Annotated in this window: 27 protein-coding genes and 1 pseudogene; 14 read left to right on the top strand and 14 right to left on the bottom strand. The window is 65.9% G+C overall.

Features of this window, described 5'->3' with window-relative positions:
- The 4 genes and pseudogenes from ACLQ3J_RS06720 to ACLQ3J_RS06705 all read right to left on the bottom strand — a co-directional run.
- A pseudogene (locus ACLQ3J_RS06720) lies at positions 1-192 on the bottom strand (hypothetical protein); the annotation flags it as partial.
- Between the two features lie 19 nt (positions 193-211).
- Positions 212-751, bottom strand: coding sequence for a Dps family protein (locus tag ACLQ3J_RS06715; RefSeq protein ID WP_169619335.1), 540 nt, complete (start codon positions 749-751; stop codon positions 212-214).
- Positions 752-844: 93 nt separating this feature from the next.
- Positions 845-1,648 (bottom strand): cytochrome c oxidase assembly protein, encoded by an 804-nt coding sequence (locus ACLQ3J_RS06710; protein ID WP_425902625.1) that lies wholly within the window; start codon positions 1,646-1,648, stop codon positions 845-847.
- Positions 1,645-2,139 (bottom strand): DUF2243 domain-containing protein, encoded by a 495-nt coding sequence (locus tag ACLQ3J_RS06705; protein ID WP_422424613.1) that lies wholly within the window; start codon positions 2,137-2,139, stop codon positions 1,645-1,647. Before ACLQ3J_RS06705 ends, ACLQ3J_RS06710 begins: the two co-directional genes overlap by 4 nt.
- 190 nt (positions 2,140-2,329) lie before the next feature.
- Here ACLQ3J_RS06705 and ACLQ3J_RS06700 point away from each other — a divergent pair, with 190 nt between their 5' ends.
- Positions 2,330-2,485: a DUF6131 family protein gene (locus tag ACLQ3J_RS06700; RefSeq protein WP_169619332.1), complete on the top strand. Its 156-nt coding sequence runs from the start codon at positions 2,330-2,332 to the stop codon at positions 2,483-2,485.
- A gap of 138 nt (positions 2,486-2,623) precedes the next feature.
- Here ACLQ3J_RS06700 and ACLQ3J_RS06695 read toward each other — a convergent pair whose 3' ends face one another.
- From ACLQ3J_RS06695 to ACLQ3J_RS06680, 4 genes are all read right to left on the bottom strand, one after another.
- Entirely contained in the window at positions 2,624-2,779 is a 156-nt protein-coding gene (locus ACLQ3J_RS06695) for a CDGSH iron-sulfur domain-containing protein (RefSeq protein ID WP_169619605.1), read from the bottom strand.
- Between the two features lie 85 nt (positions 2,780-2,864).
- A complete protein-coding gene (locus ACLQ3J_RS06690) occupies positions 2,865-3,482 on the bottom strand; it encodes a HemK2/MTQ2 family protein methyltransferase (RefSeq protein ID WP_425902755.1) in 618 nt (205 codons plus the stop codon).
- Positions 3,483-3,736: 254 nt separating this feature from the next.
- Positions 3,737-5,326 (bottom strand): phytoene desaturase family protein, encoded by a 1,590-nt coding sequence (locus ACLQ3J_RS06685; protein WP_425902623.1) that lies wholly within the window; start codon positions 5,324-5,326, stop codon positions 3,737-3,739.
- Entirely contained in the window at positions 5,323-5,781 is a 459-nt protein-coding gene (locus tag ACLQ3J_RS06680; RefSeq protein ID WP_425902621.1) for an SRPBCC family protein, read from the bottom strand. The genes ACLQ3J_RS06685 and ACLQ3J_RS06680 overlap by 4 nt, the downstream gene beginning before the upstream one ends.
- A 180-nt stretch (positions 5,782-5,961) precedes the next feature.
- Between ACLQ3J_RS06680 and ACLQ3J_RS06675 the strand changes: the two genes are divergently transcribed.
- Both ACLQ3J_RS06675 and surE read left to right on the top strand, forming a co-directional pair.
- Positions 5,962-6,879, top strand: a complete 918-nt coding sequence (locus ACLQ3J_RS06675; RefSeq protein WP_296549637.1) for a 1-phosphofructokinase family hexose kinase — start codon at positions 5,962-5,964, stop codon at positions 6,877-6,879.
- On the top strand, positions 6,876-7,685 hold the full coding sequence (gene surE, locus ACLQ3J_RS06670) for a 5'/3'-nucleotidase SurE (protein WP_425902619.1): 810 nt from the start codon (positions 6,876-6,878) through the stop codon (positions 7,683-7,685). The genes ACLQ3J_RS06675 and surE overlap by 4 nt, the downstream gene beginning before the upstream one ends.
- 92 nt (positions 7,686-7,777) lie before the next feature.
- Here the strand turns inward: surE and ACLQ3J_RS06665 are convergent, their stop codons facing one another.
- The gene (locus ACLQ3J_RS06665) at positions 7,778-8,959 is read right to left on the bottom strand and encodes a zinc-dependent alcohol dehydrogenase (protein ID WP_425902618.1); all 1,182 of its coding nucleotides are present in this window, start codon (positions 8,957-8,959) and stop codon (positions 7,778-7,780) included.
- 149 nt (positions 8,960-9,108) lie between these two features.
- Here ACLQ3J_RS06665 and ACLQ3J_RS06660 point away from each other — a divergent pair, with 149 nt between their 5' ends.
- The 5 genes from ACLQ3J_RS06660 (at position 9,109) to ACLQ3J_RS06640 (ending at position 13,814) form a co-directional block, all read left to right on the top strand.
- Positions 9,109-10,650 carry an FAD-dependent oxidoreductase gene (locus tag ACLQ3J_RS06660; RefSeq protein ID WP_425902616.1) on the top strand — a complete coding sequence of 514 codons (1,542 nt, stop codon included), beginning with the start codon at positions 9,109-9,111 and terminating at the stop codon, positions 10,648-10,650.
- Positions 10,651-10,714: 64 nt separating this feature from the next.
- Positions 10,715-11,290 (top strand): type 1 glutamine amidotransferase domain-containing protein, encoded by a 576-nt coding sequence (locus ACLQ3J_RS06655; protein ID WP_296549633.1) that lies wholly within the window; start codon positions 10,715-10,717, stop codon positions 11,288-11,290.
- Between the two features lie 88 nt (positions 11,291-11,378).
- Positions 11,379-11,531, top strand: a complete 153-nt coding sequence (locus ACLQ3J_RS06650; RefSeq protein ID WP_296549632.1) for a hypothetical protein — start codon at positions 11,379-11,381, stop codon at positions 11,529-11,531.
- Positions 11,532-11,586: 55 nt separating this feature from the next.
- Positions 11,587-13,005 carry an alpha,alpha-trehalose-phosphate synthase (UDP-forming) gene (locus tag ACLQ3J_RS06645; RefSeq protein ID WP_425902615.1) on the top strand — a complete coding sequence of 473 codons (1,419 nt, stop codon included), beginning with the start codon at positions 11,587-11,589 and terminating at the stop codon, positions 13,003-13,005.
- 134 nt (positions 13,006-13,139) lie between these two features.
- Entirely contained in the window at positions 13,140-13,814 is a 675-nt protein-coding gene (locus tag ACLQ3J_RS06640) for a PAS and ANTAR domain-containing protein (protein ID WP_296549630.1), read from the top strand.
- 85 nt (positions 13,815-13,899) lie between these two features.
- Here the strand turns inward: ACLQ3J_RS06640 and ACLQ3J_RS06635 are convergent, their stop codons facing one another.
- Positions 13,900-14,145, bottom strand: coding sequence for a DUF6480 family protein (locus tag ACLQ3J_RS06635; protein ID WP_296549629.1), 246 nt, complete (start codon positions 14,143-14,145; stop codon positions 13,900-13,902).
- Positions 14,146-14,429: 284 nt separating this feature from the next.
- Between ACLQ3J_RS06635 and ACLQ3J_RS06630 the strand changes: the two genes are divergently transcribed.
- Entirely contained in the window at positions 14,430-14,789 is a 360-nt protein-coding gene (locus tag ACLQ3J_RS06630; RefSeq protein WP_296549628.1) for a hypothetical protein, read from the top strand.
- 32 nt (positions 14,790-14,821) lie between these two features.
- Here ACLQ3J_RS06630 and ACLQ3J_RS06625 read toward each other — a convergent pair whose 3' ends face one another.
- Entirely contained in the window at positions 14,822-15,271 is a 450-nt protein-coding gene (locus ACLQ3J_RS06625) for an STAS domain-containing protein (protein ID WP_425902614.1), read from the bottom strand.
- A gap of 391 nt (positions 15,272-15,662) precedes the next feature.
- Between ACLQ3J_RS06625 and ACLQ3J_RS06620 the strand changes: the two genes are divergently transcribed.
- From ACLQ3J_RS06620 to ACLQ3J_RS06610, 3 genes are all read left to right on the top strand, one after another.
- Entirely contained in the window at positions 15,663-16,208 is a 546-nt protein-coding gene (locus tag ACLQ3J_RS06620) for a GNAT family N-acetyltransferase (RefSeq protein WP_425902613.1), read from the top strand.
- A gap of 162 nt (positions 16,209-16,370) precedes the next feature.
- A complete protein-coding gene (locus tag ACLQ3J_RS06615; protein ID WP_169619317.1) occupies positions 16,371-16,802 on the top strand; it encodes an ATP-binding protein in 432 nt (143 codons plus the stop codon).
- Positions 16,799-17,581: a SigB/SigF/SigG family RNA polymerase sigma factor gene (locus ACLQ3J_RS06610; protein WP_169619316.1), complete on the top strand. Its 783-nt coding sequence runs from the start codon at positions 16,799-16,801 to the stop codon at positions 17,579-17,581. Before ACLQ3J_RS06615 ends, ACLQ3J_RS06610 begins: the two co-directional genes overlap by 4 nt.
- Positions 17,582-17,657: 76 nt before the next feature.
- Here ACLQ3J_RS06610 and metE read toward each other — a convergent pair whose 3' ends face one another.
- The 3 genes from metE to aceA all read right to left on the bottom strand — a co-directional run bounded on the left by metE (position 17,658) and on the right by aceA (position 22,363).
- Positions 17,658-19,949, bottom strand: a complete 2,292-nt coding sequence (gene metE / locus ACLQ3J_RS06605) for a 5-methyltetrahydropteroyltriglutamate--homocysteine S-methyltransferase (RefSeq protein ID WP_425902611.1) — start codon at positions 19,947-19,949, stop codon at positions 17,658-17,660.
- Positions 19,950-20,056: 107 nt separating this feature from the next.
- Complete coding sequence (locus ACLQ3J_RS06600; protein WP_169619314.1) at positions 20,057-20,953, bottom strand: 3-hydroxybutyryl-CoA dehydrogenase; 897 nt, start codon at positions 20,951-20,953, stop codon at positions 20,057-20,059.
- A 120-nt stretch (positions 20,954-21,073) separates the two neighbouring features.
- Entirely contained in the window at positions 21,074-22,363 is a 1,290-nt protein-coding gene (gene aceA, locus ACLQ3J_RS06595; protein WP_296551395.1) for an isocitrate lyase, read from the bottom strand.
- Positions 22,364-22,823: 460 nt separating this feature from the next.
- Here aceA and ramB point away from each other — a divergent pair, with 460 nt between their 5' ends.
- The gene (gene ramB / locus ACLQ3J_RS06590; RefSeq protein ID WP_169619310.1) at positions 22,824-24,236 is read left to right on the top strand and encodes an acetate metabolism transcriptional regulator RamB; all 1,413 of its coding nucleotides are present in this window, start codon (positions 22,824-22,826) and stop codon (positions 24,234-24,236) included.
- Positions 24,237-24,431: 195 nt separating this feature from the next.
- Complete coding sequence (gene urtA / locus ACLQ3J_RS06585; RefSeq protein WP_169619308.1) at positions 24,432-25,712, top strand: urea ABC transporter substrate-binding protein; 1,281 nt, start codon at positions 24,432-24,434, stop codon at positions 25,710-25,712.
- Positions 25,713-25,715 lie beyond the last annotated feature (3 nt).

Raw genomic sequence — 25,715 nt, 5'->3', positions numbered from 1 at the left:
CGCCGGGGGCTCGGCGTGGCCCCCGCTCCCCCGGGCCGAAGAAAGTTGGGGGCCGGGCGCCGGAGGTATCCGGCGCGCGACCCCTGTGATCTCGGGAGGTTCGGGCCACTGCGCGAGACGACGCAGCAGCGCGGATCCCACATTGCCGCTGGCCCCGGTCACGATGATTTTTGCGACCGCGGCATCCGGCACGAGAGAATCCTGTCTCCGGTCAGCGGACCTTGTCGGCCGCTTCCTTCTCGGTGGAGGCGTTTCCGTGGGCCAGGGCCCCGGCAGCGTTCTCCAGGTGCGCACGCACGAACCACTGGAACTTCTCGAGCTGACCGGTGTGCCCGATAAGGACGTCTTCGGTGATCGGATCGAGTTCGCCGACTTCCTCGATGGCCTTACGGTTGTCGGTGATCACCCCGTCGTAGACGAGGTCGAGCGCGGCGAGGTGAGCCTGAGCGGTGTCGCGGCCCACCGAGTAGTCGTCCCATGTGCGGTTCTTCTCGATAGCTCCCGGCGTGCCCTTCGGCGATTCACCGAGCGTCGCGATGCGTTCTGCTACTTCGTCCGCGTATCCACGCACGAGTTCAACCTGGGGATCGATCATCTCGTGGACGCCGATGAAGTTGGGTCCGACAACGTTCCAGTGAATGTGCTTGAGAGTGAGATGCAGGTCGTTGTACGCGCTCAGGCGCTGCTGCAGGACACCGGCAACTTTCGTGCCGTTCTTGCCGCTCAAACCGGGCACCGTGTATTTCGACATGATTGCGATCCTCCAAGTGCTTTTGTTTGCGTGGCAATCGCATACCCCGGAAACGGCACTGCTCAAACCCTTCGCACGAGTAACCGCTCACTGTCAGGTCGTGCGGAGAAGGTCCGGCGCGGACATCTCGGGCCGGCGACGAGCACGTGCCGCCCACCGATGACACAGCAGCACGACCAGAGCCAGTTCGAAGGGCAATCCCCCGTAGTACATGATCTGGCTGCCCATTTCGGCCTGCTCTGCGGAGACGCCGGGAGGCGGGTCCGCGTACAGCGTCTTCGCGAGGATGTTGTGGGCGGCAATGGACACCACCAGCACTGCGGCCCGTAAGCCGAACGATGTGCGGTGAGGAGAAGGGTCCACTCCCACCAGCGAATAGGTGTACAGGTACCCGGCTGCGACGATGTGGAACTCGATCAGCCACATCACCCACGTTCCGCCGTGCATGTAGTCGAACAACCATGTCCGATAGAGAAGCCACAGCCCGCCGACGTTGAGTGTCGCCGCGACGAGCGGGTGGGTGAGCACTTCACAGGGCCGGGAGCGCAGCACCCGGGAGACGCGTCGGGCCTCGCGCAGAGGGAGCACGCGCAGCGCGAGGGTGACCGGTGCGGCGAGCACCAGCAGTAGCGGTACCGCCATGCCGGCTACCACGTGGGACACCATGTGACCCGCGAAGTCGAAGGATTCGTTGGCCGCACCGTGGCCGTGCTGCGCGCCGTGGCCCTGCGCCGGGCTGTCCGCGGATGCGGAGTTACCCCACACCGCGGCGAGCGCGAGCCAGCCCACCGTCCAACCGGCGGTGCGCGCGAGCGACCACGACTTCGCCGCCGCGGCTGCCGCCCAGTAGGCCGGCACCGCGCAGATCGCCACGCCCCAGACGACGAACGGCATCATCGCGATTCCGTCCTCACCGGCTCCTGCCGGTACGTGGACGCGATGATCGCGCCACCGCACACGAGCAGCACCGCGGCAAGGATGTTCCACGTCAGGTCGTACGGGAGAAGATCGACTTCGTATCGGATCTGGTGAAGGCCCATCAGCTTGTGCTGCACCAGGCCGTCGTACAACTGGAACGCACCCACCGCCGTCACGAAGCCGCCCACCAGGGCTCGCACCCACAACGTCCGGTCACGGATCGCCATGACCACCAGGTAGAAGCCGGCGACGGTGGCGAACCAGCTGAACGCGTGGAACAAGCCGTCCGACACCAGACCCGCCGACGTGGTGGACCGGTCGTAGAAGTGATGCCAATGGAGTATCTGGTGAAAGATCACCTCGTCGGTCATCGCGACCGCGCCCAACCCGAGGAACGCGCCCGCCAGCAGACTCCTGCCTCTTTCGGGCCGACGCTCCACTGTCGCACCCTCGACTTCGCTTTTGGTCATGACCAGGGGACTACCCCCGGTTCGGGCGGTCAATCCCTGCGGGAGACCATTGGCGCGACGCCCTCCAGTGCACCCCGCTCGGCCCGCACACAGAATTTTTTGGGGCGTGTGTTTCGATGCGGACAATCCGGGTATTCAGGACTTGGATCCGGAGCCGCTCGGCATCGGACAAGACAGCGAGGTGGACGCAATGATTGTTCTGGGCCTGATTCTTCTCGTGGTCGGATTCTTCACCGGGATCTCGATCCTGACGACACTGGGTGTCATCCTCCTGGTGATCGGCGTCATCATGGCAATCCTGGGAGCCTCCGGCAAGGCCGTCGGTGGTCGCGCCCACTGGTATTGATCCTTAGAACAGTCGAAGTCCGGACGCTACGGCGTCCGGGCTTCGGCTGTTGTGCGGTATCGGCAAGACACAAAAAGAAAGCCCGTTCGCCGGCACCCGATCACATGTTCGGGAATCCCGCGTTCGGGCTTTCTGCGGTTATCGGTCCCGGGACCGTATCGGCCGGCGATGACTGGTATCGCACAGCGGATACAACTCGCTACGCCGGCATCGGCACACTGCCACGACGAACCGGTCCGATTCCGTCACGGACCCGTCCTCGGTCTCGATCCGAACCGGACCGTTCACGAGCATCGGTCCGCCTTTGACTTTGCGGACGACCGTGACGTCCTCTGCGCTACCGGTGGTCGCGTTCACCACGTGGCGGCCACCCTCGCTCTCAGTGCCTGCCTGCACGGATCACCACCACCTCTTCGGTATCGATGCCCTGTTGTGCCAGCTCCACTTCCTGGAGATAGCTCAGGCGACTCTGCAGGACCGGTCCGAACGGGATGCGTTCGCGGGCCACGACCGAGCCCGAAAGGCCGGCGGCGCGCACACGCTCGAGCGTTTCGTCTACCCCGGTGAATTCCGAGTGCACGAGCAACGCGAACCCGCGCGGAGACAAGAGCTGGGGCAAGGAGTCGCACAACGGGTCGAGCACCGATCGCCCGTCCGGACCGGCATCCCAGCGCGGATCCTCACTGCCCCGGCCGTCGTCCGGCACATAGGGCGGGTTGGAGACAACCACGTCGAACGGACCGTGTTCCACGGCCACATCCAGACTTCCGCGAAGTACCGAGATCGGCAGCCTCCGCGACAGGGCATTTGCCCGCGCGGTGAGAACCGCCCTGCGTGAAATATCGAGCGCAGTCACCGCCCCGGCCCCCGCCCTGGCGGCTGTGATTGCGAGAAACCCACTCCCGGTACAGAAATCGAGGACTTTGGCGTCCTGTGCACCTCCGGCGTCGCGGAGCGCCCGCGCAAGAAGAAACGAATCCTCTTGGGGGCGGTACACGCCGGGCAGACGCCACACTCGAGGGGAATCCGGACGGTCGAGGACTGGAGAAGTGGTCACAGCTACATCACCCCGGGGTTCGATGTGCGGAGTCGACGACTACGCACCAGCCAATGCCTGAGCCGACCGTGCGGAGGGCGCATCTTCCCGTCGACGACGCCCACAACGCGCCATCGAGCGGGTATTCGGTCATGGCCGCGAATACCCGTACCCCAGATCCGCGAAACCTGCCGTTTACGACCACGACTTCTCGGTCAGGACATCACCCGGCGCCCCAGGGCGTGCAGGCCGCGTCGCAGCGGCCCCGTCGCTCGCTGATCCTGCAGTGCGGCATCGGCGGCGTTCCAGCCGCACATTCCGTGTACGCCGCCGCCGGGGTGTGCTCCCGCGCTGGCCAGATACAGCTTGCCCACCGGGGTCCGCGACCCGCCGAGTCCTGGCGCGGGACGAAGGAACAACTGCTGGTGGATCTGCGCGGTACCACCGTTGACCGCTCCACCGACCAGGTTGGCGTCAGCCGCTTCGAGATCGGCGGGACGCTGCACGGTCCGGCCCAGAATCGTGTCCCGGAATCCGGGCGCGTACGCCTCGAGCTGGGCGTCGATCCTCTCGGCGAGAAGGTCCGCGGACTCGTCGTCGGTGACGCCGCGGGGCAGGTGCGTGTATGCCCACGCACTTTCGGTCCCGGCGGGCGACCGGGTGGGATCCGTCGTCGTCATCTGCCCGAAGAGCAGGAACGGAGACTCCGGAACCACCCCTGTCGACAGATCCGCCGACCAGCGGACCATCGCGTTCGAATCGGCACCGACATGCACGGTGCCCGTCCGGGACAACGACTCCGACCGCCACGGCACAGGACTGTCGAGCGCGTAGTTCACCTTGACCACGGGCGTGTCCCATTCGAATCCCTGCAGGTCGGCACGGGCACGCTCGGTGACGGAGGAACTCGCGAGCAACTTTCCGTACAGCGCGGGCGCCGACACGTCCGCGAGTATCGCCCGCCTGGCCTTCACCCGGCTTCCGCCCGCAGTACGCACCGCTACGGCGGTTCCGTCTTCGACGTCGATATCGGTGACGCGATCGCCACATCGGATCTGCACACCGGCATGTTCACCGCGGCGGACCAGAGCGTCGGTGAGGGCGCCCGCACCGCCGACCGGACACGGGAAACCCACGTCCTGGGCGAGCATGGTCAAGATGTAACCCATCACGCCGCTACCCGGGGCGTCGGGAGGGATATCGGAGTGCATGGCATTGCCGAGCAGGAGCAGGCGGGCTGCTTCTCCGTCGAACAATTCCTCGCTGAGGCGACGGACGGGAAGCGCCAGCATCCTGGCAAAGCGCAGAGATTCCGCAGGCCCGAGTGCGCGCAGCAGTGACGTCGAACCCCGAACCGGGGGAAACGGGGAAAGAAGCAGCTTCAGCAGTGAACTGCGCACCCTGTTCCACTGCTCGACGAGTGTCATCCAGGCTTCCCCGTCACCGGCGCACCTGCGCTCGAGATCGGCGGCGGTGTCTTCGGCACGGCGCGCGACCACCACCGCGTCCTCGTCCTCGGGACCGAGCGGATGACCGAACGAGTTGGGCGACCGGCTCCAGGTCAAACCGTGGGACTCGAGGTCGAGTGCGGCAAAGGCGGGCGACACCGCTCCGAGGGGATAGAAGGCGCTGAACAGGTCGGTCCGGAAACCCGGATGGAGTTCGGCGCTGCGTACGGCACCGCCGGGTTGCGGTTGTTCTTCGAGCACCAGTACGTCCCAGCCGGCATCCGCGAGTGCCGCCGCTGCGGTGAGCCCGTTGGGACCGGCACCGATGACGACGGCATCGACAGTTTCGGTGCTCATCGCGCGGGCCCTGCAGGAGTCGCACGTTGTGCGAGGAGCGTCAACCGGGACAGGCACTCCTGGTTCCGCGGCCATACCGCGGTTTCCTGTACGAACTCGGGCAGCATGCTCGGGAGCCCGCTCACGACATGCTCGGACATGGTGATCGTCGACCCGCCTCCCGACGCGGGTTCGATCGTCAACTTGATCTCGGCCTGACCGAAAGCCCATGCGCGTGCGCGCAAGACGAGTTCCCTCTCGGGCGTCGCCGAAAGAACCTCGGTGCAGTCGTCGAGCAGCACGGGCCACAGTCCGACCGAATGATGGATGCGGCTGCCGACGGCCGGCCAGGTCGCGTCGACCTTCCGAATACGGGAGGCTCCGACGACCCACGTCGCATAGCTCCACCCGTCCGCCAGGACATCCCACACCCGGCTCGGCGAAGCAGTGGTCTCCTTGCTCGCGACTCTGGTCATCCCCGGTTTCCCTCCTCGTCCGCGGTCCGTGCCGGGGGCATACCCTCGACCGCTCCGGCCCACACCGGCGCCTCGCGCGCGGGTGTGAGACGAGAAGCGGACGGGTACCTGAGCGACATGCCCGCAGACAGAAAAGAACCCACAGAGTCCGACGACGCCCGACAGGGAGCATCTGCTTTCGTGTTCGCTCCGTCACCCCTGCTGACCGTCACGATCGAAAAAGCACCGAGCGGGAGCACAGAACTGCACGTGCATCCCGGTGGACAGGGTTTCTGGATCGGGCGGATGGCATCGATCCTGGGCATGGACGTACACCTGTGCGGTCCCTTCGGCGGTGAGTCCGGCGGCATTCTCGTCGATCTCATCGGCCGCGAAGGCATCACGGTCCATCCGGTGTCTTCTGCCTCCGACAACGGCTCGTACGTCCACGATCGTCGCGACGGCGAACGCGAGGTGATCGTCGAGGTCGACCCCCCTACGCTCACCCGCCACGAGACGGACGACCTCTTCAGCGTCTCGCTCGGCGCAGGAATGTCCGCCGATGTTGCGATCATCGGCGGACCACACTGCAACGACGCCATACCCACCGAGCTCTACACGCGGCTCTGCGCCGACCTGTCCGCCCTGAAGATCCCGGTCGTGGCAGATCTCTCGGGTCCGACCCTGACCGCGGCGCTGGAAGGCGGAGTCTCGCTGCTGAAGGTGAGCCACGAGGATCTCATCGAAGACGGCCGCGCCGCCTCGGAGGACCTCGACGACCTCATCACGGCCATGCATTCGCTGCACAAGGAAGGCGCCGCAAGCGTGGTGATCTCGCGTGCGGCCGATCCGGCGATCGCACTGCACGACGGAGTGATCTGGGAGGTCGAGGCGCCCCCGGTCCAGTCGGTGGACCACCGCGGCGCCGGCGACTCGATGACCGCGGGCCTCGCCGTCGGCTATGCCGATGGCCTCCCGTTCGAGCAAGCGCTCCGGCTCGGTGCCGCCGCCGGCGCAGTCAACGTCACGCGACGAGGACTCGCCACCGGTCAGCGGCACGCGATCGAGAAGATGACCGAGAACGTGCAGGTGCGACGACTGGAGAAGGACCACGCATGAAGGCGCTGATCGTCAACGACGACGGAATCGACAGCCCCGGGCTGGCCGCGCTGGCTCGGGTCGCCGTCGCGGCGGGCCTCGACGTGCAGGTGGCAGCACCCCATATCGAACGAAGCGGCGCCAGCGCAGCGTTGAGCGCCCTCGAGGACGACGGAAAGCTGAAGGTGTCGCGGCGGTCCATTTCGGGGCTTCCCGACGTGGACGTGCTCGCGGTCCACGCGTCCCCGGCATTGATCACGTTCGTCGCGTCGTACGGCGCCTTCGGCGACACCCCCGACCTCGTTCTGTCCGGGATCAACCTCGGGCCCAACACCGGTCGCGCGATCCTTCATTCCGGAACCGTGGGCGCCGCTCTCACCGCAGCGGCTCACGGGGCTCGCGCGGTCGCGTTGTCGCTCAACGCTTCCGATCCTGCGTCGTGGGACACTGCGGAATACATCGCCGAGCGTGCCGTGCGGTGGTCGATGGAACACGGGGAACCCGGCGAGGTCCTCAATGTGAACATCCCCGACGTTCCGGTGGACGAACTGCACGGGCTGCGCGAGGCCCAGCTGGCCGAATTCGGTGCGGTTCAGGCCGAGATCACCGAGTCGGACGAGGACTACGACGATCAATACGATGACGACGACACCCGCACCGTGACGATGTCCTTCAAGGCCATCGACATCCACGGGCCGGACGACACCGACGCGGTGTTGCTCAGCCGTGGGTGGGCCACCGCGACCGTCCTGCAGATGCCGTTCGAGACGGCGGGGTCCGATCTCGGCGAGTTCGCTTTCTCCCGGGACGGCGTGTCCCCTTCCTGAACCTCCCTCCCGGCACTCGGGCCACAACACCGACAGCACCGCGCCCCACGTGGATATCCACGTGGGGCGCGGTGCCGAGTACAGACGATCGACTACGGATGCAGAGCGATCTTGATCGCACCGTCTTCCTTGCGCTGGAAGATCTCGTACGCGTGCGGTGCCTCCGCCAGGGACAGCCTGTGTGTCGCAAAGGTGTCCACTCCGAGCGGATCGTCGTCGGTCAGCAGCGGAAGAATCTCCGGCACCCAGTGAAGGACGTTGGCCTGACCCATGCGCAGCCGGATCTGCTTGTCGAACATCGTCATCAGGGGCATGGGGTCGGTCATCCCGCCGTATACGCCGCTGAGCGAGATGGTGCCGCCGCGTCGCACGATATCGATGGCCGTATACAGCGCGTGAAGCCTGTCCACTCCTGCTTTCTCCATCAGCGGTTCCGCGATCGCCGAGGGCAGGAATCCTGTCGCCGTCTGGGCAAGCTTGGCCACCGGCGACCCGTGCGCTTCCATCCCCACGGCGTCGATCACCGAATCGGTGCCGCGACCGTCGGTGCGGTCGCGGATGATGTCGCCGAGATCGCTGCCCGCATCACGGAGGTCGATCGTCTCCATACCGCGGGAAGCGGCACGAGCGAGCCGTTCCGGCACCAGATCGACCGCGATCACGCGCGCACCCCGATGCATGGCGATACGTCCTGCCATCTCGCCGATCGGACCCAGCCCCAGCACCGCGACCGTGCCCCCGTCCGGAATGTTCGCGTATTCCACCGCCTGCCAGGCGGTGGGCAACACGTCCGAGAGGTAGGAGAAGCGGTCGTCCGCCGGCCCATCCGGAACCTTGATGTGAGTCGAATCGGCCAGGGGCACACGGAGATACTCCGCCTGCGCACCCGGCACGCTGCCGTACAGCTTCGAGTAGCCGAAAAGTGCTGCGCCACTCCCCTCTTCCCGAACCTGAGTCGTTTCACACTGCGATTGGAGCCCGTGGTCGCACATGAAGCAGCTGCCGCACGAGATCTGGAACGGGATGACCACTCGGTCTCCCGGAGTCAGGCCGGTGACACCGGCGCCGACTTCTTCCACGATCCCCATCGGTTCGTGCCCGAGAATGTCGCCGGGCGTCATGAAGGCGCCGAGCACCTCGTACAGGTGCAGATCCGACCCGCAGATGTTGGTGGTCGTGACTCGAATGACGGCGTCGGTCGGTTTCTCGATCTTTGCGTCCGGGACATTGTCGACGCTGACCTTTCGACGACCTTGCCATGTCACTGCCTTCATCGAGAACTCCTCCGCTGTGGATTGCAGGTGTTTCCGGGCTACCCGGCCCCCACCGGGGTTAACCGCGCGGATCGGGGTATCCGCCGAGCACGAGATCCCGGATCGACCGGTGCGCACCCGCCCCGACCCCACCACGAAGGAGATCGCACGTGACGTCATTGTGGCTCGCACGAGACGCCGAGGCCGGCGCCCACACCAGCGACGAGTGGACGCAGCGACGCGAGGTGTACGACACCGTCGTCGTCGGCGCGGGGCTGACAGGCGTCGTCACCGCCTTGCTGCTGGCTAGGTCCGGGCAGCGCGTCGCCATCCTCGAAGCCCGTGATATCGGGGCGGTGACCACCGGCAACACCACCGCCAAGGTGAGCCTCCTCCAGGGGACCGCCCTCTCACAGATCTCTCGCCGTCACTCCCGCCCGGTGGTGCAGGCGTACGTGGACGGCAACCTCGGCGCCCAGCGGTGGATCGCCGAGTTCTGCAAGCACAACGAAGTGGAGACGGAGACCGCCGACGCCTACACGTACGCCGTGAGCGGTGAGAGCGTGGCCTCGGTCGAGGCAGAACACCGCAGTTGCCGCGCGGCGGGCCTGCCGACGCGGACCGTGACCGACACCGAGTTGCCCTATCCCGTCGCCTCGGCGGTCGTGCTGCCGAATCAGATCCAGTTCGACCCGATGCCGATGCTGCGCGCTGCTGTGCGCGAACTTCGGGCGAGCGACGGCGAGGTCTTCACCGGAATCCGCGCCGTGTCGGCCTCGACGGACAGCGGCGGCTGCACGGTCGAGACCGAGTCCGGAAGCGTGCGCGGCGCGCACGTCGTACTGGCCACAGGCATGCCGATCCTGGATCGAGGCGGGTTCTTCGCGCGACTCGAACCGGAACGCTCGTACGCCTGCGCGTTCGAGGTGGCAGAGACACCGCCCAGCGGCATGTACCTGTCGGTGGACTCGCCCACCCGCTCGATCCGGACCGCTCCCGCGGCGAGTCCTCACGGCACCTCCTCGTCCGGCAACGACCGCCGTCTGCTGCTCGTCGGTGGCAACGGCCACGTGGTGGGCCGGCACAAGGGGTCGACCCGTGCTGCTGTCGCCGACCTCGTCGCGTGGACGCAGCGGCATTTCCCGGGAGCGAAGCCCGTCGCGCGATGGTCGGCGCAGGACTACAGCACGCTCGATTCGCTGCCGTACGTCGGTCCACTGCTCCCGACAACGGACCGCCTGTGGGTCGCGACCGGCTACGGCAAGTGGGGTATGACCAACGCGGTCACCGCCGCGCACCTGCTGAGCACCCGGATCACCGGTGAACGCGATCCCGAGATAGAGGCGTGGGCTCCCGGATATTCGGCGTGGAGCCCGTCCCAGCTGTTCGACGTCCCGAGCGCGGTGAAGCTCAACGCGGGCGTGGGCATCAACCTCGCCCGCGGATGGTGGAGCGCGGAGACCAGCTCGGACTCCTCGACCGCACCCGGCGAAGGCGAGGGGCGCGTCGCGCGCGACTGCGGCCTTCCCGTCGGCATATCCACGATCGACGGCCGGACCCAGCGGGTGTCGGCGGTGTGCCCGCATCTCGGAGGGGTACTGCGATGGAACGACGAAGAGGCCTCCTGGGACTGTCCCCTGCACGGATCTCGCTTCGCCGCCGACGGCACCCGGCTCGAAGGACCGGCGACGAGTGACCTGCATCGCCGCTGACCGCGACGTTTCCTGACACACGACCCGGGGTATCCGGGTCCGGATCGAGAAAGGCGCGATAGATATGACTACAGCTGAACAAGGCCGTCTCGCGGGACGCAGGATTGCTGTCCTCGCCACCGACGGTGTCGAAGAGGTAGAGCTCGTCGAGCCCTGGAAGGCCGTCGAAAAAGAGGGCGCAACCCTCGAACTGTTGTCGCTCCGGACCGGCGAGATCCAGGCGATGCAGCAGGATGTGAACGCAGCCGGCAAGTACCCCGTGGACCGGGCGGTAGCCGACGCGAATGTCCCCGATTTCGACGCACTGCTGCTTCCGGGTGGCACCACCAACCCGGATCATCTGCGCCAGGATCCCGACGCTGTCGCCTTCGTGCGGGACTTCGTGCAGTCGGACAAGCCCGTCGGCGTGATCTGCCACGGCCCGTGGACGTTGGTGGAAGCGGGAGTCGTGGACGGCCGCACATTGACCTCGTATCCGAGCGTGCGCACCGACATCCGGAATGCCGGCGGAACCGTCGTCGACAAAGAGGTGGTCATCGACCGCAACCTGGTGTCCAGCCGCAACCCGGACGACCTTCCCGCATTCTGCGCAGCCGTCATCGACGTGGTCGCCGAGGCGGCGGGTTCGGGTCATTCCTGACCGAGACGGGTGACGGAGAAAACCGTCCGATAGTGCACGTGCCGTGTTGTGAGAAGTACTTGTTGTGAGAAGAAAGGACCCCTCGACGATGGTTGAGGTCCACACCCTCCCCGACCCCGCTGCGGCGACGCCGTCGCCCGCCGCGGTCGGGGCACGTTTCAGCACCGCCGAGATCAAGCGCCGCATCGACGCGATGTTCGACGAAGTGCAGTCCGTCGAAGTGGAGCGGCTGGAGGCGTGACTTCCCAGCTCACGCCGCCTGCCGCCCGCATACCGATGCGAAAGTTGAACAAACGATGAGTGAGACGTCCTCCAACCGATTCGTGGTCGTGGCCAACCGGCTTCCGGTGGACCTCGAGACCCCGCCGGACGGCGGACCAGGGGTGTGGCGTCGGAGCCCCGGCGGACTCGTGACGGCGCTCGAGCCGGTCCTCCGTTCTGCCGACGGCGCGTGGGTCGGCTGGCCGGGCACCCCCGACGTGGACCTCGACCCGTTCGTCGAGGAGGGCTTGACCCTCCATCCGGTGCGACTGAGTGAAGCGGAGGTCACGGAGTACTACGAGGGTTTCTCCAACGAGACGCTCTGGCCGCTCTATCACGATGCGGTGATCGCGCCGACGTTCGACCGAGACTGGTGGCGCACCTACGAGAAGGTCAACCGCCGCTTTGCCGAGGAAGCCGCTCGGGCGGCAGCCCCCGGCGCCACCGTGTGGGTTCACGACTACCAGCTTCAGCTGGTCCCAAGGATGCTTCGCGACCTGCGCCCCGATCTGAGGATCGGGTTCTTCCTGCATATCCCGTTCCCGCCCACCGAATTGTTCCTCCAGTTGCCGTGGCGGAAGGAGATCCTCGAGGGACTCATGGGTGCCGACCTTGTCGGCTTCCACCTGCCCGGCGGCGCCGAGAACTTCCTGTACCTCGCCCGGCGGCTGCTCGACCTCCCGAGTTCTCCTCGGGGGACCACCGGGGGCGGCACCATCGATCTCGGGGATCGGCGCGTGCGGGTCGGCGCGTATCCGATCTCGATCGATTCGGCGCAGCTGCGCGACCAGTCGGTCACGGCCGCAACGAAGCTGCGCGCCAAGGAGATACGTGCGGAGCTCGGCGACCCGGAGACGATTCTCCTGGGTGTCGATCGGCTCGACTACACCAAGGGGATCAGCGTTCGGCTCGAGGCATTGCGCGAGTTGCTCGTCGACGGCACGCTCGACCCCGAAAAGGTCGTCATGGTCCAGCTCGCCACCCCAAGCCGCGAGCGGCTCTCCGCGTACGCGTCCTTGCGCGACGACATCGAACGGCAGGTCGGAAACATCAACGGCGAGTTCGGGCAGCTCGGCCGGCCCGTGGTGCATTACCTGCACCGGCCCGTCGATCGCGACGAACTCATCGCGATGTACGCCGGGGCCGACGTCATGGTTGTCACCCCGTTCCGCGACGGTATGAATCTCGTCGCCAAGGAGTACGTGGCGTGTCACGGCGACGGGAGCGGAGCGCTGGTGCTCAGCGAGTTCGCGGGGGCCGCCGCGGAGTTGAGGCGTGCGCACGTGGTGAACCCGCACGATCTCGAGGACGTCAAACGTGCCGTGGTGAACGCCGTCGGAGAAGACCGGGCGAGTGCCGCCCGGCGAATGCGCTCCATGCACAAACACGTGATGGCACACGACGTCGACCGCTGGGCGAATTCGTTCCTGTCCCATCTCACCGAGGATCACTGACCGGTCCGGACAATTTGTGACGCGGGTCGCATTATCAGCTGTGACCGACGTGCCCCATAGATGACGTATGGTTCGCCACCGCCTCACTCGAGGCGGTGGCGAAGACCTGCGGTGTGTGCCGCATAATCGGACATATGACGGACCGCAGCACCCCGGAGGAGCCCGCACTGGCAGGGAACGCCGGAGACGGCGCCACCGAGCATGTGGGTAGCTTCAGGTACTTGCTCGCAGACGACACATGGGAGTGGTCGGATGCCGTCGCGAGGATGCACGGCTACGAGCCCGGAACCGTCACACCGACCACCGACCTCCTTCTTCAACACAAACACCCGGACGACAAAGAACACATCGCGAGGCTTCTCGACGCGGTGCGTTCGGCGGGTGAACCGTTCAGTAGCCGGCACCGGATCATCGACACCGCTGGGAACGTGAAGCGTGTCGCCGTGATCGGGGACCGGCTCGTCGACGAGGACGGCACCCTGCTCGGCACCTCGGGCTTCTATGTGGACTTGTCCGATGCATTCGAGGAAGAGGTCCGCGAGGGTGTCGACCTGGCGGTGAACGCACTTGCCGAATCCCGCGCCGTGATCGAACAGGCCAAAGGCGTCCTCATGTTCGTGTATTGCATTTCGCCTCAGCACGCTTTCGAGGTGCTGGCCTGGCGGTCGCAGGAAACCAACGTCAAACTCCGGGTGCTGGCCGAGCAACTCGTCGCCGCCATCACCGTCGGCCCCGGCACCGAAGCGATGAGCCGGACGGAGTTCGACCACCTGCTCATGACGCTGCACGAGCGCGTCGGGAACGAATAGCGGGAGCCGCCCTCCGGAACGGCTCCTTCGTCCCCGACCGCCGGCGGAAAGCGCAGAGCGCTCGGAGTTCGGCGCCGCGCGGCGCTCAGAGCAGCACTGCGACGATGACCGCCACGAAGATCGCCACGATCACAGCGATGGACACCAGTGCGACCCACCCACTGACGGGAAAGCGGTTTCTCGTTTCCGGTTCGGGAGCGGACAACCCGGAGGTCTGACCGGATTCGGGAGGGGTGGAACCGGGACTCACCCCGCCGCCCGGCTCGAGATCGGGTGTCGACGCCGGATCGGGATCGGTATTGCGGTGTGGTTCGGGATCGGAGACAGTCACACATCCTCCTCGGATCGTCGCTTCGGTTCGTGATCGGCAGGGAACACCAACATCGGTATCGCCCCTGCCCGACCGTTCCTGCGGAGTACCCGGGACCCGCTGTTCGAACCGCGCCGACAGCCTCCGGATCGATGCGAGTGCTCGGCGCCGGGGATTACTTACCCGCATACGGGGTAGACGTTGTGGAGTGCCCGATCCACGGACGAAACGGTTCGGGAGGGCCGCGTCACTGCGATGTGGCACACAAGCACGCGATCGAAACTACCTACAACACAGGATATTCCATGACAGCTGAGGTCAAGAACCCCCGGAGCGACTCACGTCTGGCACGCACCGCGATGTGGTACGCCGCAGGTGTGATCGCGCTTGCCGCCGTCGTCGCGGCAGGTGTGATCGTGTGGGCGAGCCTGAACACAGGCGATACCTGCGCCGACGCGGACTTCGCGGTCTGTACCGACCCCGCGCGCGCGATCCTCGCATTCGGCCCGGTTCTGATCCTGCTCCTCGGTGGGCTGGGCGCTTTCGTGCAGACCTTCAGGGTCTGGCAGGCGGCCGGCCGGTGGCAGATCTGGCATGGCACCGGATGGGCGCTGTTTGTACTGATGGTGCTCTACGCGGGCTTTGCCGCAGGTATAGCAGTTTGATCCCGCTCGACCTCCCCCCGGAGTCGCCGGGCTCAGGACGCCCGGTCGAGCCCGAGCGTCGCGAGAGCATTGTCGAGCGACGGGTGCGCGACGACGGGGATGGTGGCCCCGAGCACGCGGAACAAGCGGTGCACGGGCCTGCCCCCCACCAACGCCCAGTGATACCCGCTCTGCTCGCGGCGTGCTTCCAGGTGGTCGAAGACCCTGAGGCCGGCAGCACCGAAGAAGTCGACGTCGGAGAGGTCGAGGACGATGCGGGACGTTTCCAGGTGACGGGCGGCGAAATCACGCAACGCGAGCGCATTACGGATGTCGATCTCTCCACGCACCCTGATCTGGATGACGTCAGAGCCGATCGGCAGGGCACTGAATTCTGCTCCGAACCACTGCTCGACCACGACGTCGGAGGGTGCCGGGCACACCGACCACGTAGTCGCGGTCGACCATCGATGAGGCGATGCGGTTCGCTGAGAAACTGTCATGACACTTCCCAACACAGACGATGTTGTTAAGCGCGACGACAGCGGTGGCACTCCGGCTACGTACCGAAAAACCTCGCGGCCGCGTGGCGCTTCCGAGTTCCCGGCTGTGTGCTCAACCTTCCCAAACACTAGTGCAACCGGCGCCAGCTCTCAACCGCCGACCAGCGTCCCGAGCGGGCCTGATCCCGCATAGATCGGCAGTCCCGCCCCTCGGTCCACAGCGTCCCGGCGGCGTGGCCTTCGCGCGCGGCGCGAAATCTGCGCGCGTGGCCGACCCGGGGCGCACCGGAGCCGCTGCCGAGATGTGCAGCGCGGGAAGCCTCTTGGCGTGATCCCGATGACCGGCTCCGAGGTGTGGACCGCGTGCTCGTCACGTTGTTAGGGTCGCGGCGTGCCCTTCCCACTGCCGTTGAGGACCGACCGGCTGCGTCTGCGACTTCATCACCCCGACGATCTCGACTGGATGGTAGCGGTCCACTCCCGCCCGGACGTCGCACGCTTTCTGCTGGACGATCCGTGGACCGTGGCTCGCGGGGCAGAGGTTCTGGACAAGCGTCTGGCGCGCACCGACCTCGACGGCGAGGAAGGGGCCGTAGCGCTGATCCTGGAGCACGACGGCGCGCCGGTCGGCGATATCTCGCTCTGGCTCACCGATCGCGAGCACCGGTCGGCCGAGATCGGCTGGGTGCTCGATCCAGCCCACACCGGTCGCGGATTCGCTCGAGAGGCGGTCCGGACCGTCCTCACAGCCGGGTTCGACCATGGCCGACTGCACCGCGTCGTCGCCCAGATGGACGCTCGCAATACCGCTTCGGCTCGACTGGCAGATGCCGTCGGGATGCGACGGGAGGCTCATTTCCGGCAGGACTTCTGGAGCAAGGGCGAGTGGACGGACAGCTTCGTGTACGCCGTACTCGCCTCGGACCCCCGGCCGTGACGCGGCGCGGAACACCGTGAGGAGCCGCGCCGGACAGGTGACTTTCCCTGCTCATGAGGTAGGCGGGAGGTTGAACACGCAGCAGTGTGGGTAGCCTTGCCGAGACACCTCAAGGAACGACCCCCTGACCTGCTTCGACCCCCTCATGGAGATCAAAACCTCATGGCCAATTCCGCGTCGATCGAATCGGCACGAGACCACACCACCCCGGTAGTCGAACTGCGAGTTCAGGCCGACCCCGCCCAGCTGTCCGTACTTCGTGCGGTTGCTGCCGCAATCGCGCTGCAACACGACTTCGATCTCGATACGGTGGCCGACGTGAAACTCGCCGTGGACGAGGCCGCGACCCGTCTCATCATGGGCGCGCCGGATGGCGCGACCCTCTCGTGCAGCTTTCAACTGGTGCCCGGCCGGCTCCGTATCGCTTTGACCGCCCCCACCGCGAACGCCAACGCGGTCGGGCAACCCCGTTCGTTCGGGTGGCACGTGCTCAACTCGCTGACCGACTCCATCTCGGTGTCATCGGAGGATCACGGGGACGGCACCCTCTCCACCATCGACATGTCCATCGCAGAAGGTAGTGCCGCTCGGTGAGCCGAAATCCAGCAAGATCGAGCGACGAGTACGCCGACGTAACCGAAACCTTGAGCAAGCTCCTGACGCTGAGTCAGGACGACCCGGAACGGTCGGCGATCCGCGATGCGGTCGTCGAGCGTTGCCTGCCCCTCGCCGAGCACATCGCGCGCCGATTCGACGGGCGAGGCGAAGCGTTCGAGGACCTGCTTCAGGTCGCGCGCCTCGGCCTCGTCAATGCAGTGGACCGCTTCGACACCGAACGCGGGTCCGACTTCGTGTCGTTCGCAGTGCCGACGATCATGGGCGAGGTTCGGCGTCATTTCCGCGACACCGGATGGGCCGTGCGCGTTCCGCGCCGGATGAAGGAGCTCCACCTCTCCCTGAGCAAGGCGACCTCCGAACTCTCGCAGCACCTGGGCAGGGCCCCTACAGCAGCGGAACTCGCGGCCGAACTGGGGATCGACCAAGAAGAGGTCATGCAGGGCCTGGTCGCCGGCAACGCGTACCAGACCGTGTCCGTGGATCGTTCGTCCCCGTCGGGTGACGACGGCCTGACCTTGGCCGACACACTCGGTGACTACGACGCGGCGCTCGACGAGGTGGAGAACCACGAGGCACTGCGTCCGCTGCTCGAGGCGCTTCCCGCTCGCGAACGCACGGTGGTTCTGCTCCGGTTCTTCGGCAACATGACCCAGACGCAGATTGCCGAGCGTGTCGGGGTGTCGCAGATGCACGTGTCTCGCTTGCTCACCAAGACGCTCGCACAACTGCGCGAGCAACTCGGCGACAACTTCTGATCGCAGATCCCCCTCGACGCCCACCGCCCCCGACCGGATTCCGGTCGGGGGCGGTGTGGTGTCAGGCGGGTTGCGACTACCCGGCGTTCGAAGACGCCCGGCGCCTGAGCCTGCGTGCAGCGGCCACGAGATTCCGCAGCGACGGCTCGAGTTGCCAGTAGTGACGCGTCTTGAGCCCACCGTCCGGGTTCGCCCACAACCGGTCGAGCTCCACGGATTCCGCTGCCTCCGAGAGCAGTTCGTCGAGCTCGTCGATGTCGGGGATCCGGGCGGACCGGGATTCGTACACACCCGGTCCGACACCGTGGGACAGTGCCCTGTCCTTGATCGCTTCGAGCACCCAGCCGATGGACCGCGTTGCCACGATGGCGGTGACGTCCGCGTCGAGCCGTTCGATCGCCTCGACCACCGACTCCTGACCCGAGTAGGTCAGGTGCGTATGGATCTGCGTCTCGGGCTTGGCGCCACCGGTCGCGAGACGGAACGCGTCGACCGCCCAGTCCAGGTACTCGGCCCGGCCGTCCTGCCGCAGCGGAAGCAACTCGCGGATAGCGGGTTCGTCGACCTGGATGATCGCGATGCCCGCTCGCTCGAGATCTGCGATCTCGTCGCGGATTGCGAGCGCAAGCTGATCGGCCGTTTCGTGCAGAGGCTGATCCTGCCGCACGTACGAACGAGCCAGCATGGTGACCGGACCGGTGAGCATTCCCTTGACCGGCTTGTCGGTCAACGACTGAGCGAACGAAATCCACTCCACCGTCATCGGCTTCGGCCGCACGATGTCGCCGTACAGAACCGGCGGACGAGTACACCGCGAACCGTAGGCCTGCACCCACCCGTAGTGGGTGGTCGCGAAGCCCTCCAGCAGTTCGGCGAAGTACTGCACCATGTCGTTGCGTTCGTGCTCACCGTGCACGAGCACATCGAGTCCGATGTCCTCCTGGAGTCGGATCGTGGACTCGATCGTCTCCTGGATGCGCTTGACGTACTCCTCCCACGACAGCCGTCCCTGTCCCAGCTCGTACCGAGCCTTGCGGGTCTCGTCCGTCTGCGGGAACGATCCCAGCGTCGTGGTCGGCACGGGCGGAAGATTCAGCCGTGCCTGTTGCGCGGCCCGCCGCTCCTCGTACGGTGCGCGATGCCGATGCTCGGGCGTGAGCGCGTTCATCCGGGCTCGGACGGTGTGCTTCTGCTTGAAATGCACCGACACCGGTGGCCTCCGCCACCGTTCCTCGGCGCCGGTGGTCAGCGCCTTCGCGAGCGAGACCACCTCACCGACCTTCTGCTTCGCGAATGCGAGGCGGTCGGCGACATCGCCGGGGATGTCGTACTCGACGAGCAGGTCGTACGGAACGTGCAGCAACGAGCACGACGTCGAAACGACGAGGTCGGGCGCGATCGCGGCGATCGACTGGATGTATTCGAGGGTGCGACGCCGATCCGTCTTCCAGACGTTACGTCCGTCGACGACACCCGCGTAGATCCGCTTCCGCTTGAGACCGGGCACTGCCGCGAACTCGTCGGCGCTCATCCTGCCGTTGACGAGATCGAGACCGATCGCCTCGACCTTCGACGCCGCCAGGATGGGCAGCGCTTCACCGAAGGAACCGTACGGTCCCGTGACCAGGATGCGCGGACGCAGTGGGGCGTGGGCCAGCACGTCGTATGCGCGGCGCAGCGCAGCCAGTTCGTCGTCGCTGCGATCCTCGGTGAACGACGGCTCGTCGAGCTGAACGCACGTGGCGCCGGCGCGGGCGAGCTGCTCGAACAGCTTCTCGTACTGCGGGAGCAGCGAATCGAGAAGGTCGAGGGTCCCGAAACCTTCTTGTGCGGAGGTCGGCGCCACCTTGGACAGCAGCAGCAGCGACACCGGGCCGAGCACGACGGGCCGGAGTTCGATACCGTCGGCCTTCGCCCGCTCGAACTCGTCGAGAACCGCTGCCGAATTCAGCTCGAAGACCGTGTTCTCGTCGAGTTCCGGCTGGCGGTAGTGATAGTTGCTGCCGAACCAGCGCACGAGCTCGAGGGGCGGGAAATCCTCACGCCCGCGGCACATCGTGAAGTAGAAATCGAGCGGGTCGAGTTCACCCAGCAGTGGGCGGAACCGCTCGGGGACGGCGCCGAACAACAGGGCGTTGTCGAGCACATGGTCGTAGTAGGAGAACGTGTTTCCGGGGACCTGGGTCAGGCCGGTCGCCGCGAGCTCGCGCCAGGTGTCTTCCTGGATGTCGCGGGCGACGGCGACGAGTTCGTCGCGCGTGCTCGTGCCGTGCCAGTAGGACTCGAGAGCACGCTTGAGTTCACGGCGGGGCCCGATACGCGGATACCCGAGGATGCTTGACCCGTATCCGTCGGCAGGAGTTGCCATGTCGGAGTCGACCTTTCCCTCATGCACTTCGCGCCCGTGCACCGGCAGCCGGTGCGTGAAGCACTGCTGTCGGAGCACGGGCGCCGAAGTACGTTGGTGCTGACTGGCTAGCTGGCCTTCTTGATCGCGCGGCCCTTGTCGGCGTACTCGTAGAAGCCGGCGCCCGACTTCTTTCCGACGAGCCCTGCCTCGACCATCCGCTGCAGCAGCGGCGGAGCGGAGTACAGGGGCTCCTTGAACTCCTCGTACATCGAGTCGGCAATCGCCTTCACCGTGTCGAGTCCGACGAGATCGGTCAGTGCGAGGGGGCCCATCGGGTGAGCACAGCCCAGCACCATCGTCTTGTCGATATCGTCCTTGGTTGCGAACCCGGATTCGACCATCCGGATCGCCGACAGCAGGTACGGCACGAGCAGCGCGTTCGCGATGAAGCCGGCACGGTCCGACGAACGGACGACCTGCTTGCCGAGCACATCCGCAGCGAACGCCTCCGCGCGCCGAGCGACCGTGGAACCGGTCTTCAGCGTGGTGACCAGTTCGACGAGCGGGAGCACCGGCACCGGGTTGAAGAAGTGCATTCCGATGACTCGCTCGGGAGCCGCAGTCGCGATGCCGAGCTTCATGATCGGGATCGACGACGTGTTGGACGCCAGCACCGCGTGGGGATCGGTAACGATCTTGTCGAGTTCGGCGAAGATTTCACTCTTCACCTTCTCGTCCTCGACGACGGCCTCCACGACGAGCTGACGGTCGGCGAAGTCACCGAGATCGGAGGTGAAGCGCAACCGCCATGCAGCCTGCTCCCGCTCGCGTTCGGTGATCTTGCCGGTGCTCACCCCACGGTCGAGCGACCGGAGGATGCGGGCGCGTCCGGCCGCCGCGAGTTCGCGGGTCTGCTCGAACACGAGTACGTCGACATGAGCGCGTGCGCACACCTCGGCGATACCTGCGCCCATGATGCCGGCGCCGATCACGCCGACGCGCTGAATCTTTTCGCTGGTCACGTCAGCTCCTTCTCGTTTGTGGGGTCGTGAGAGGTCGTCGCTGGATGCGCGCGCACCCCGCGGCGGGATATCGGGGACCTGAGGGATCCCGTCGCGGGGTGGACCTGGGTGGCGCTGTTCCTAGTGGAACTGGCCTTCCTCGGTGGAGCCCTTCAGGGCAGCCGTGGAGGTGTTGGGATCGACGGTGGTGGCGATCGAATCGAAGTAGCCGGCGCCGACCTCACGCTGGTGCTTGATGGCGGTGAAGCCACGCTCTGCAGCAGCCTTGAACTCGCGCTCCTGCAGGTCGACGAAGGCGGTCATGCCCTCGCGGGCGTAGCCGTGCGCCAGGTCGAACATGCCGTAGTTGAGCGAGTGGAAGCCCGCCAGCGTGATGAACTGGAACTTGAAGCCCATCGCGCCGAGCTCCTTCTGGAACTTCGCGATGGTCGCGTCGTCCAGGTGTGCCTTCCAGTTGAAGGACGGGGAGCAGTTGTAGGCGAGCAGCTGGTCCGGGAACTCGCTGCGGACGGCCTCGGCGAACTTCTTCGCAACCTCGAGGTCCGGCACGCCGGTCTCCATCCAGATGAGGTCGGAGTACGGGGCGTATGCCTTGGCGCGAGCGATGCAGGGCTCGATGCCGTTCTTGACGCCGTAGAAGCCTTCGGCGGTACGGGTGCCGTCGAGGAACTCACGGTCGCGCTCGTCGACATCGGAGGTGATCAGCGTGGCTGCCTCCGCGTCGGTACGGGCGATGACGACCGTCGGGACGTCTGCGACGTCGGCTGCGAGGCGAGCCGAGGTCAGGGTGCGGATGTGCTGCTGGGTGGGGATGAGCACCTTGCCACCGAGGTGGCCGCACTTCTTCTCGGAAGCGAGCTGGTCCTCCCAGTGGGAACCGGCAACGCCGGCCGCGATCATGGCCTTCTGCAGCTCGTAGACGTTGAGTGCGCCACCGAAGCCGGCTTCGCCGTCGGCGACGATCGGTGCCAGCCAGTTCTCGACCGAGGTGTCACCCTCGACCTTGGCGATCTCGTCGGCGCGCAGCAGTGCGTTGTTGATACGGCGCACGACCTGCGGGACCGAGTTCGCCGGGTACAGCGACTGGTCCGGGTAGGTGTGACCCGACAGGTTCGCGTCGCCGGCAACCTGCCAGCCGGACAGGTAGATGGCCTTGAGGCCGGCGCGGACCTGCTGCACAGCCTGGTTGCCGGTGAGGGCGCCCAGGGAGTTGATGTAGTCCTCGTTGTTGACGAGATCCCACAGGATCTCGGAGCCGCGACGCGCGAGGGTGGCCTCTTCGACGACGGTGCCCTGCAGCTTCGCGACCTGCTCGGCCGTGTAGTTACGGGTAACCCCGTTCCAGCGGGGGTTGGTGTCCCAGTCCTTCTGAATTTCCTCAGCGGTCCTCGGGGTGCCGGTGGTCGACATCAAAAAGCTCCACTCTCTCGATCTGAATCCGCTATGAACGCTCAGCAGTACATACGTACGGCTTCACATCCTTTGCGTTCCTTTCGGATGTACCCCATGACAATGACACAGCCGAAAAACCCCGTCTACCTGTTGCTAATGCCAATCTTGGCTAGGTTCGAACCAGCACTTGCAAAGGTTGCTAATAAGTGGCCGCGCCAACGACCGGGTTTTTTACCCTTTGGTTACCCGCCGGTAGGTTCCTACCTCGGCTTATGCCGGAAAAGTAATGTGGCGACGACCGGAGCCGGAGGACGCGCCACCGAGCCCGGCACTCACCACCGAACCCGCGCCTCTGTGAGCGCACTCACAGGACCGGCACCGGCCGGATCCGCCTCCCCGGCGCTCAACGGACGCCTTCTCTTAACAACCTGCGAACAACACATTGCGAAGCACCCCGACCGGGCTTTACCCTGGGCGAATGGCCAAGACCTTCGTCGGCGCCCGCTTGCGCCAGCTACGCACCGAGCGGGGACTGAGCCAGGCCGCGCTTGCCAAGACGCTCGAGATCTCCGCCAGCTACCTGAACCAGATCGAACACGACGTCCGGCCTCTCACCGTGCCGGTACTCCTGCGCATCAGCGAAGTGTTCGGGGTCGACACGACGTTCTTCTCCTCCCAGGACGACACCCGGCTCATCGCAGAGATGCGTGAGGTCGCGCTCGACCAGGAGATGGGCATCGACACCGATGCCCAGGAGATCGCGGAGATGGTCGCGGCGCATCCCAACCTGGCGCGCGCCATGGTCAACATGCACCGCCGGTTCCGGAACACCACCGCGCAACTCGCCGCGGCGACCGAAGACCGCTACAGCGACGGCAGCGGCAGCGGCGCCATCACCATGCCGCACGAAGAAGTGCGCGACTACTTCTATCAGCGCCACAACTACCTGCACGATCTCGACACGGCAGCGGAGGAACTCGCCAACCGGATCCGATTCCACCGTGGCGACGTGGGCGGGGAGATCGCCAAGCGCATGCAGACTGCGCACGACGTCCAGATCGTCAAGCGCATCGACCTCGGCGAGAACATCCTCCACCGCTACGACCCGGAGACCCGGATCCTCGAGGTAGCGCCCCAGCTGTCGGGTGGCCAGCAGGTGTTCAAACTCGCCATCGAGCTGGCGTACCTCGAATGCGGAGACCTCATCGACCGCCTCGTCGACGAAGGTGCGTTCACGAGCGACGCGTCGCGCACTCTCGCCCGCTTGGGCCTGGCCAACTACTGGGCGGCCGCACTGCTCCTGCCGTACACGCAGTTCCACGAGATCTCCGAGAACTTCCGGTACGACATCGAGCGGCTCTCCGCTTTCTACGGCGTGAGCTACGAGACGATCACGCACCGCCTCTCCACACTGCAGCGGCCCAAGCTGCGTGGCGTCCCGTTCTCCTTCGTCCGGGTCGACCGCGCCGGCAACATGTCGAAACGGCAGTCGGCGACCGGATTCCACTTCTCGACGAGCGGTGGCACCTGTCCCCTCTGGAACGTGTACGAGACGTTCGCCTACCCCGGCAAGATCATGACGCAGATCGCGCAGATGCCCGACGGCCGGCGCTACCTGTGGGTTGCCCGCACCGTCGAGCGCCGCGCGGCTCGCTACGGGCAGCCGTCCAAGACCTTCGCGATCGGGCTGGGCTGCGAACTGCGCCACGCCCACCGTCTCGTCTACGCCGACGGTCTCGACCTCGACGAAAGCAATCCCGGCACCCCGATCGGGTCGGGCTGCCGCGTGTGCGAGCGCGTGAACTGCCCGCAGCGGGCGTTCCCGCCCCTCGGCAAGGAGATCGACATCAACGAGCACCGCAGTTCGGTGTCTCCGTATCTCGTCCGCTGACGACGCGTCACCGACTCGCACACAGCGCTGTAAGGACGATGTAACACACTCGTCACCCGCGTCACACAACTGTGACCGGGAGATATTCTGGCGCAACAACGCCCTTCTAGTGTTTGGCCTCGCGGATACAGAGTTGTATACGCCGCCGGATACACCGGTCCTCTCCGGTCCCACCTTCGAAGGAAGGGCACCTTCATGTCAGTTGCCAGGTCCAAGTTCGCCACTCGCGCCATCGCGGCGCCTGCAGCGCTGGTCGCCGTCGGTCTCGTCCTGACCGCCTGTGGAAGCCGCGCGGGAGACACGCCCGACTCGTCGGCGGGCGCCTCCGGTGGCACGTCCTGTGTCGACACCTCGGGCGACACCATCAAGGTCGGTTCGCTGAACTCGCTCTCGGGCACGATGGCGATCTCCGAGGTCACCGTGCGTGACTCGATCGCCCTCGCCGTGGAAGAGATCAACGCGGACGGCGGCGTCCTCGGAAAGCAGATCCAGGTCGTCGCGGAAGACGGTGCCTCGGAGCCGACGGTCTTCGCCGAGAAGGCCGAGAAGCTCATCAGCTCCGATTGTGTCGCAGCGGTATTCGGAGGATGGACATCGTCCAGCCGCAAGGCGATGCTCCCGGTGTTCGAGGATCGCAACGCATTGCTGTACTACCCGGTCCAGTACGAGGGCCTCGAGTCGTCGTCGAACATCTTCTACACCGGTGCGACCACCAACCAGCAGATCGTGCCGGCGCTGGACTACCTCAAGGAACAGGGCGTGAAGTCCTTGTACCTGGTGGGCAGCGACTACGTGTTCCCGCAGACCGCGAACCGGATCATCAAGGCCTACGCCGAGGCGAACGGCATCGAGATCAAGGGCGAGGACTACACCCCGCTCGGGTCGACCGACTTCTCCACCATCGTCAACAAGGTCCGCACCGCCGACGCGGACGCCGTATTCAACACGCTGAACGGCGATTCCAACGTCGCGTTCTTCCGTGAGTACACCAACGCGGGTCTCGACGCGAAGGACATGCCGGTCGTCTCGGTGTCCATCGCCGAGGAAGAGGTCGTGGGTATCGGCGCGCAGAACATCGAAGGCCAGCTCACCGCGTGGAACTACTACCAGACCGTCGAGTCCCCCGAGAACGCGTCGTTCGTCGAGGCGTACAAGGCGAAGTACGGCGCGAACAAGCCGACGTCCGACCCGATGGAAGCTGCTTACACCTCGGTCTACCTGTGGAAGAACAGCGTCGAGAAGGCCGAGTCGTTTGCGGTCGAGGACGTCGTGAAAGCTTCCGACGGAGTCTCTTTCGACGCTCCTGAAGGCACCGTGACGATCGACGGCGACAACCACCACATCACCAAGACCGCCCGTATCGGTGAAATCCGCGGCGACGGCCTGATCTACACCGTGTGGGAGTCGGACGGCGCCGTCGATCCCGATCCGTACCTCGAGTCCTACGACTGGGCTGCCGGACTCTCCGGAAACTGACGC

This window comes from Rhodococcus sp. DT1 (genome assembly GCF_049844875.1).
Taxonomy (GTDB): Bacteria; Actinomycetota; Actinomycetes; order Mycobacteriales; family Mycobacteriaceae; genus Rhodococcus.
This window is presented reverse-complemented; position numbering and strand designations above follow the sequence as displayed.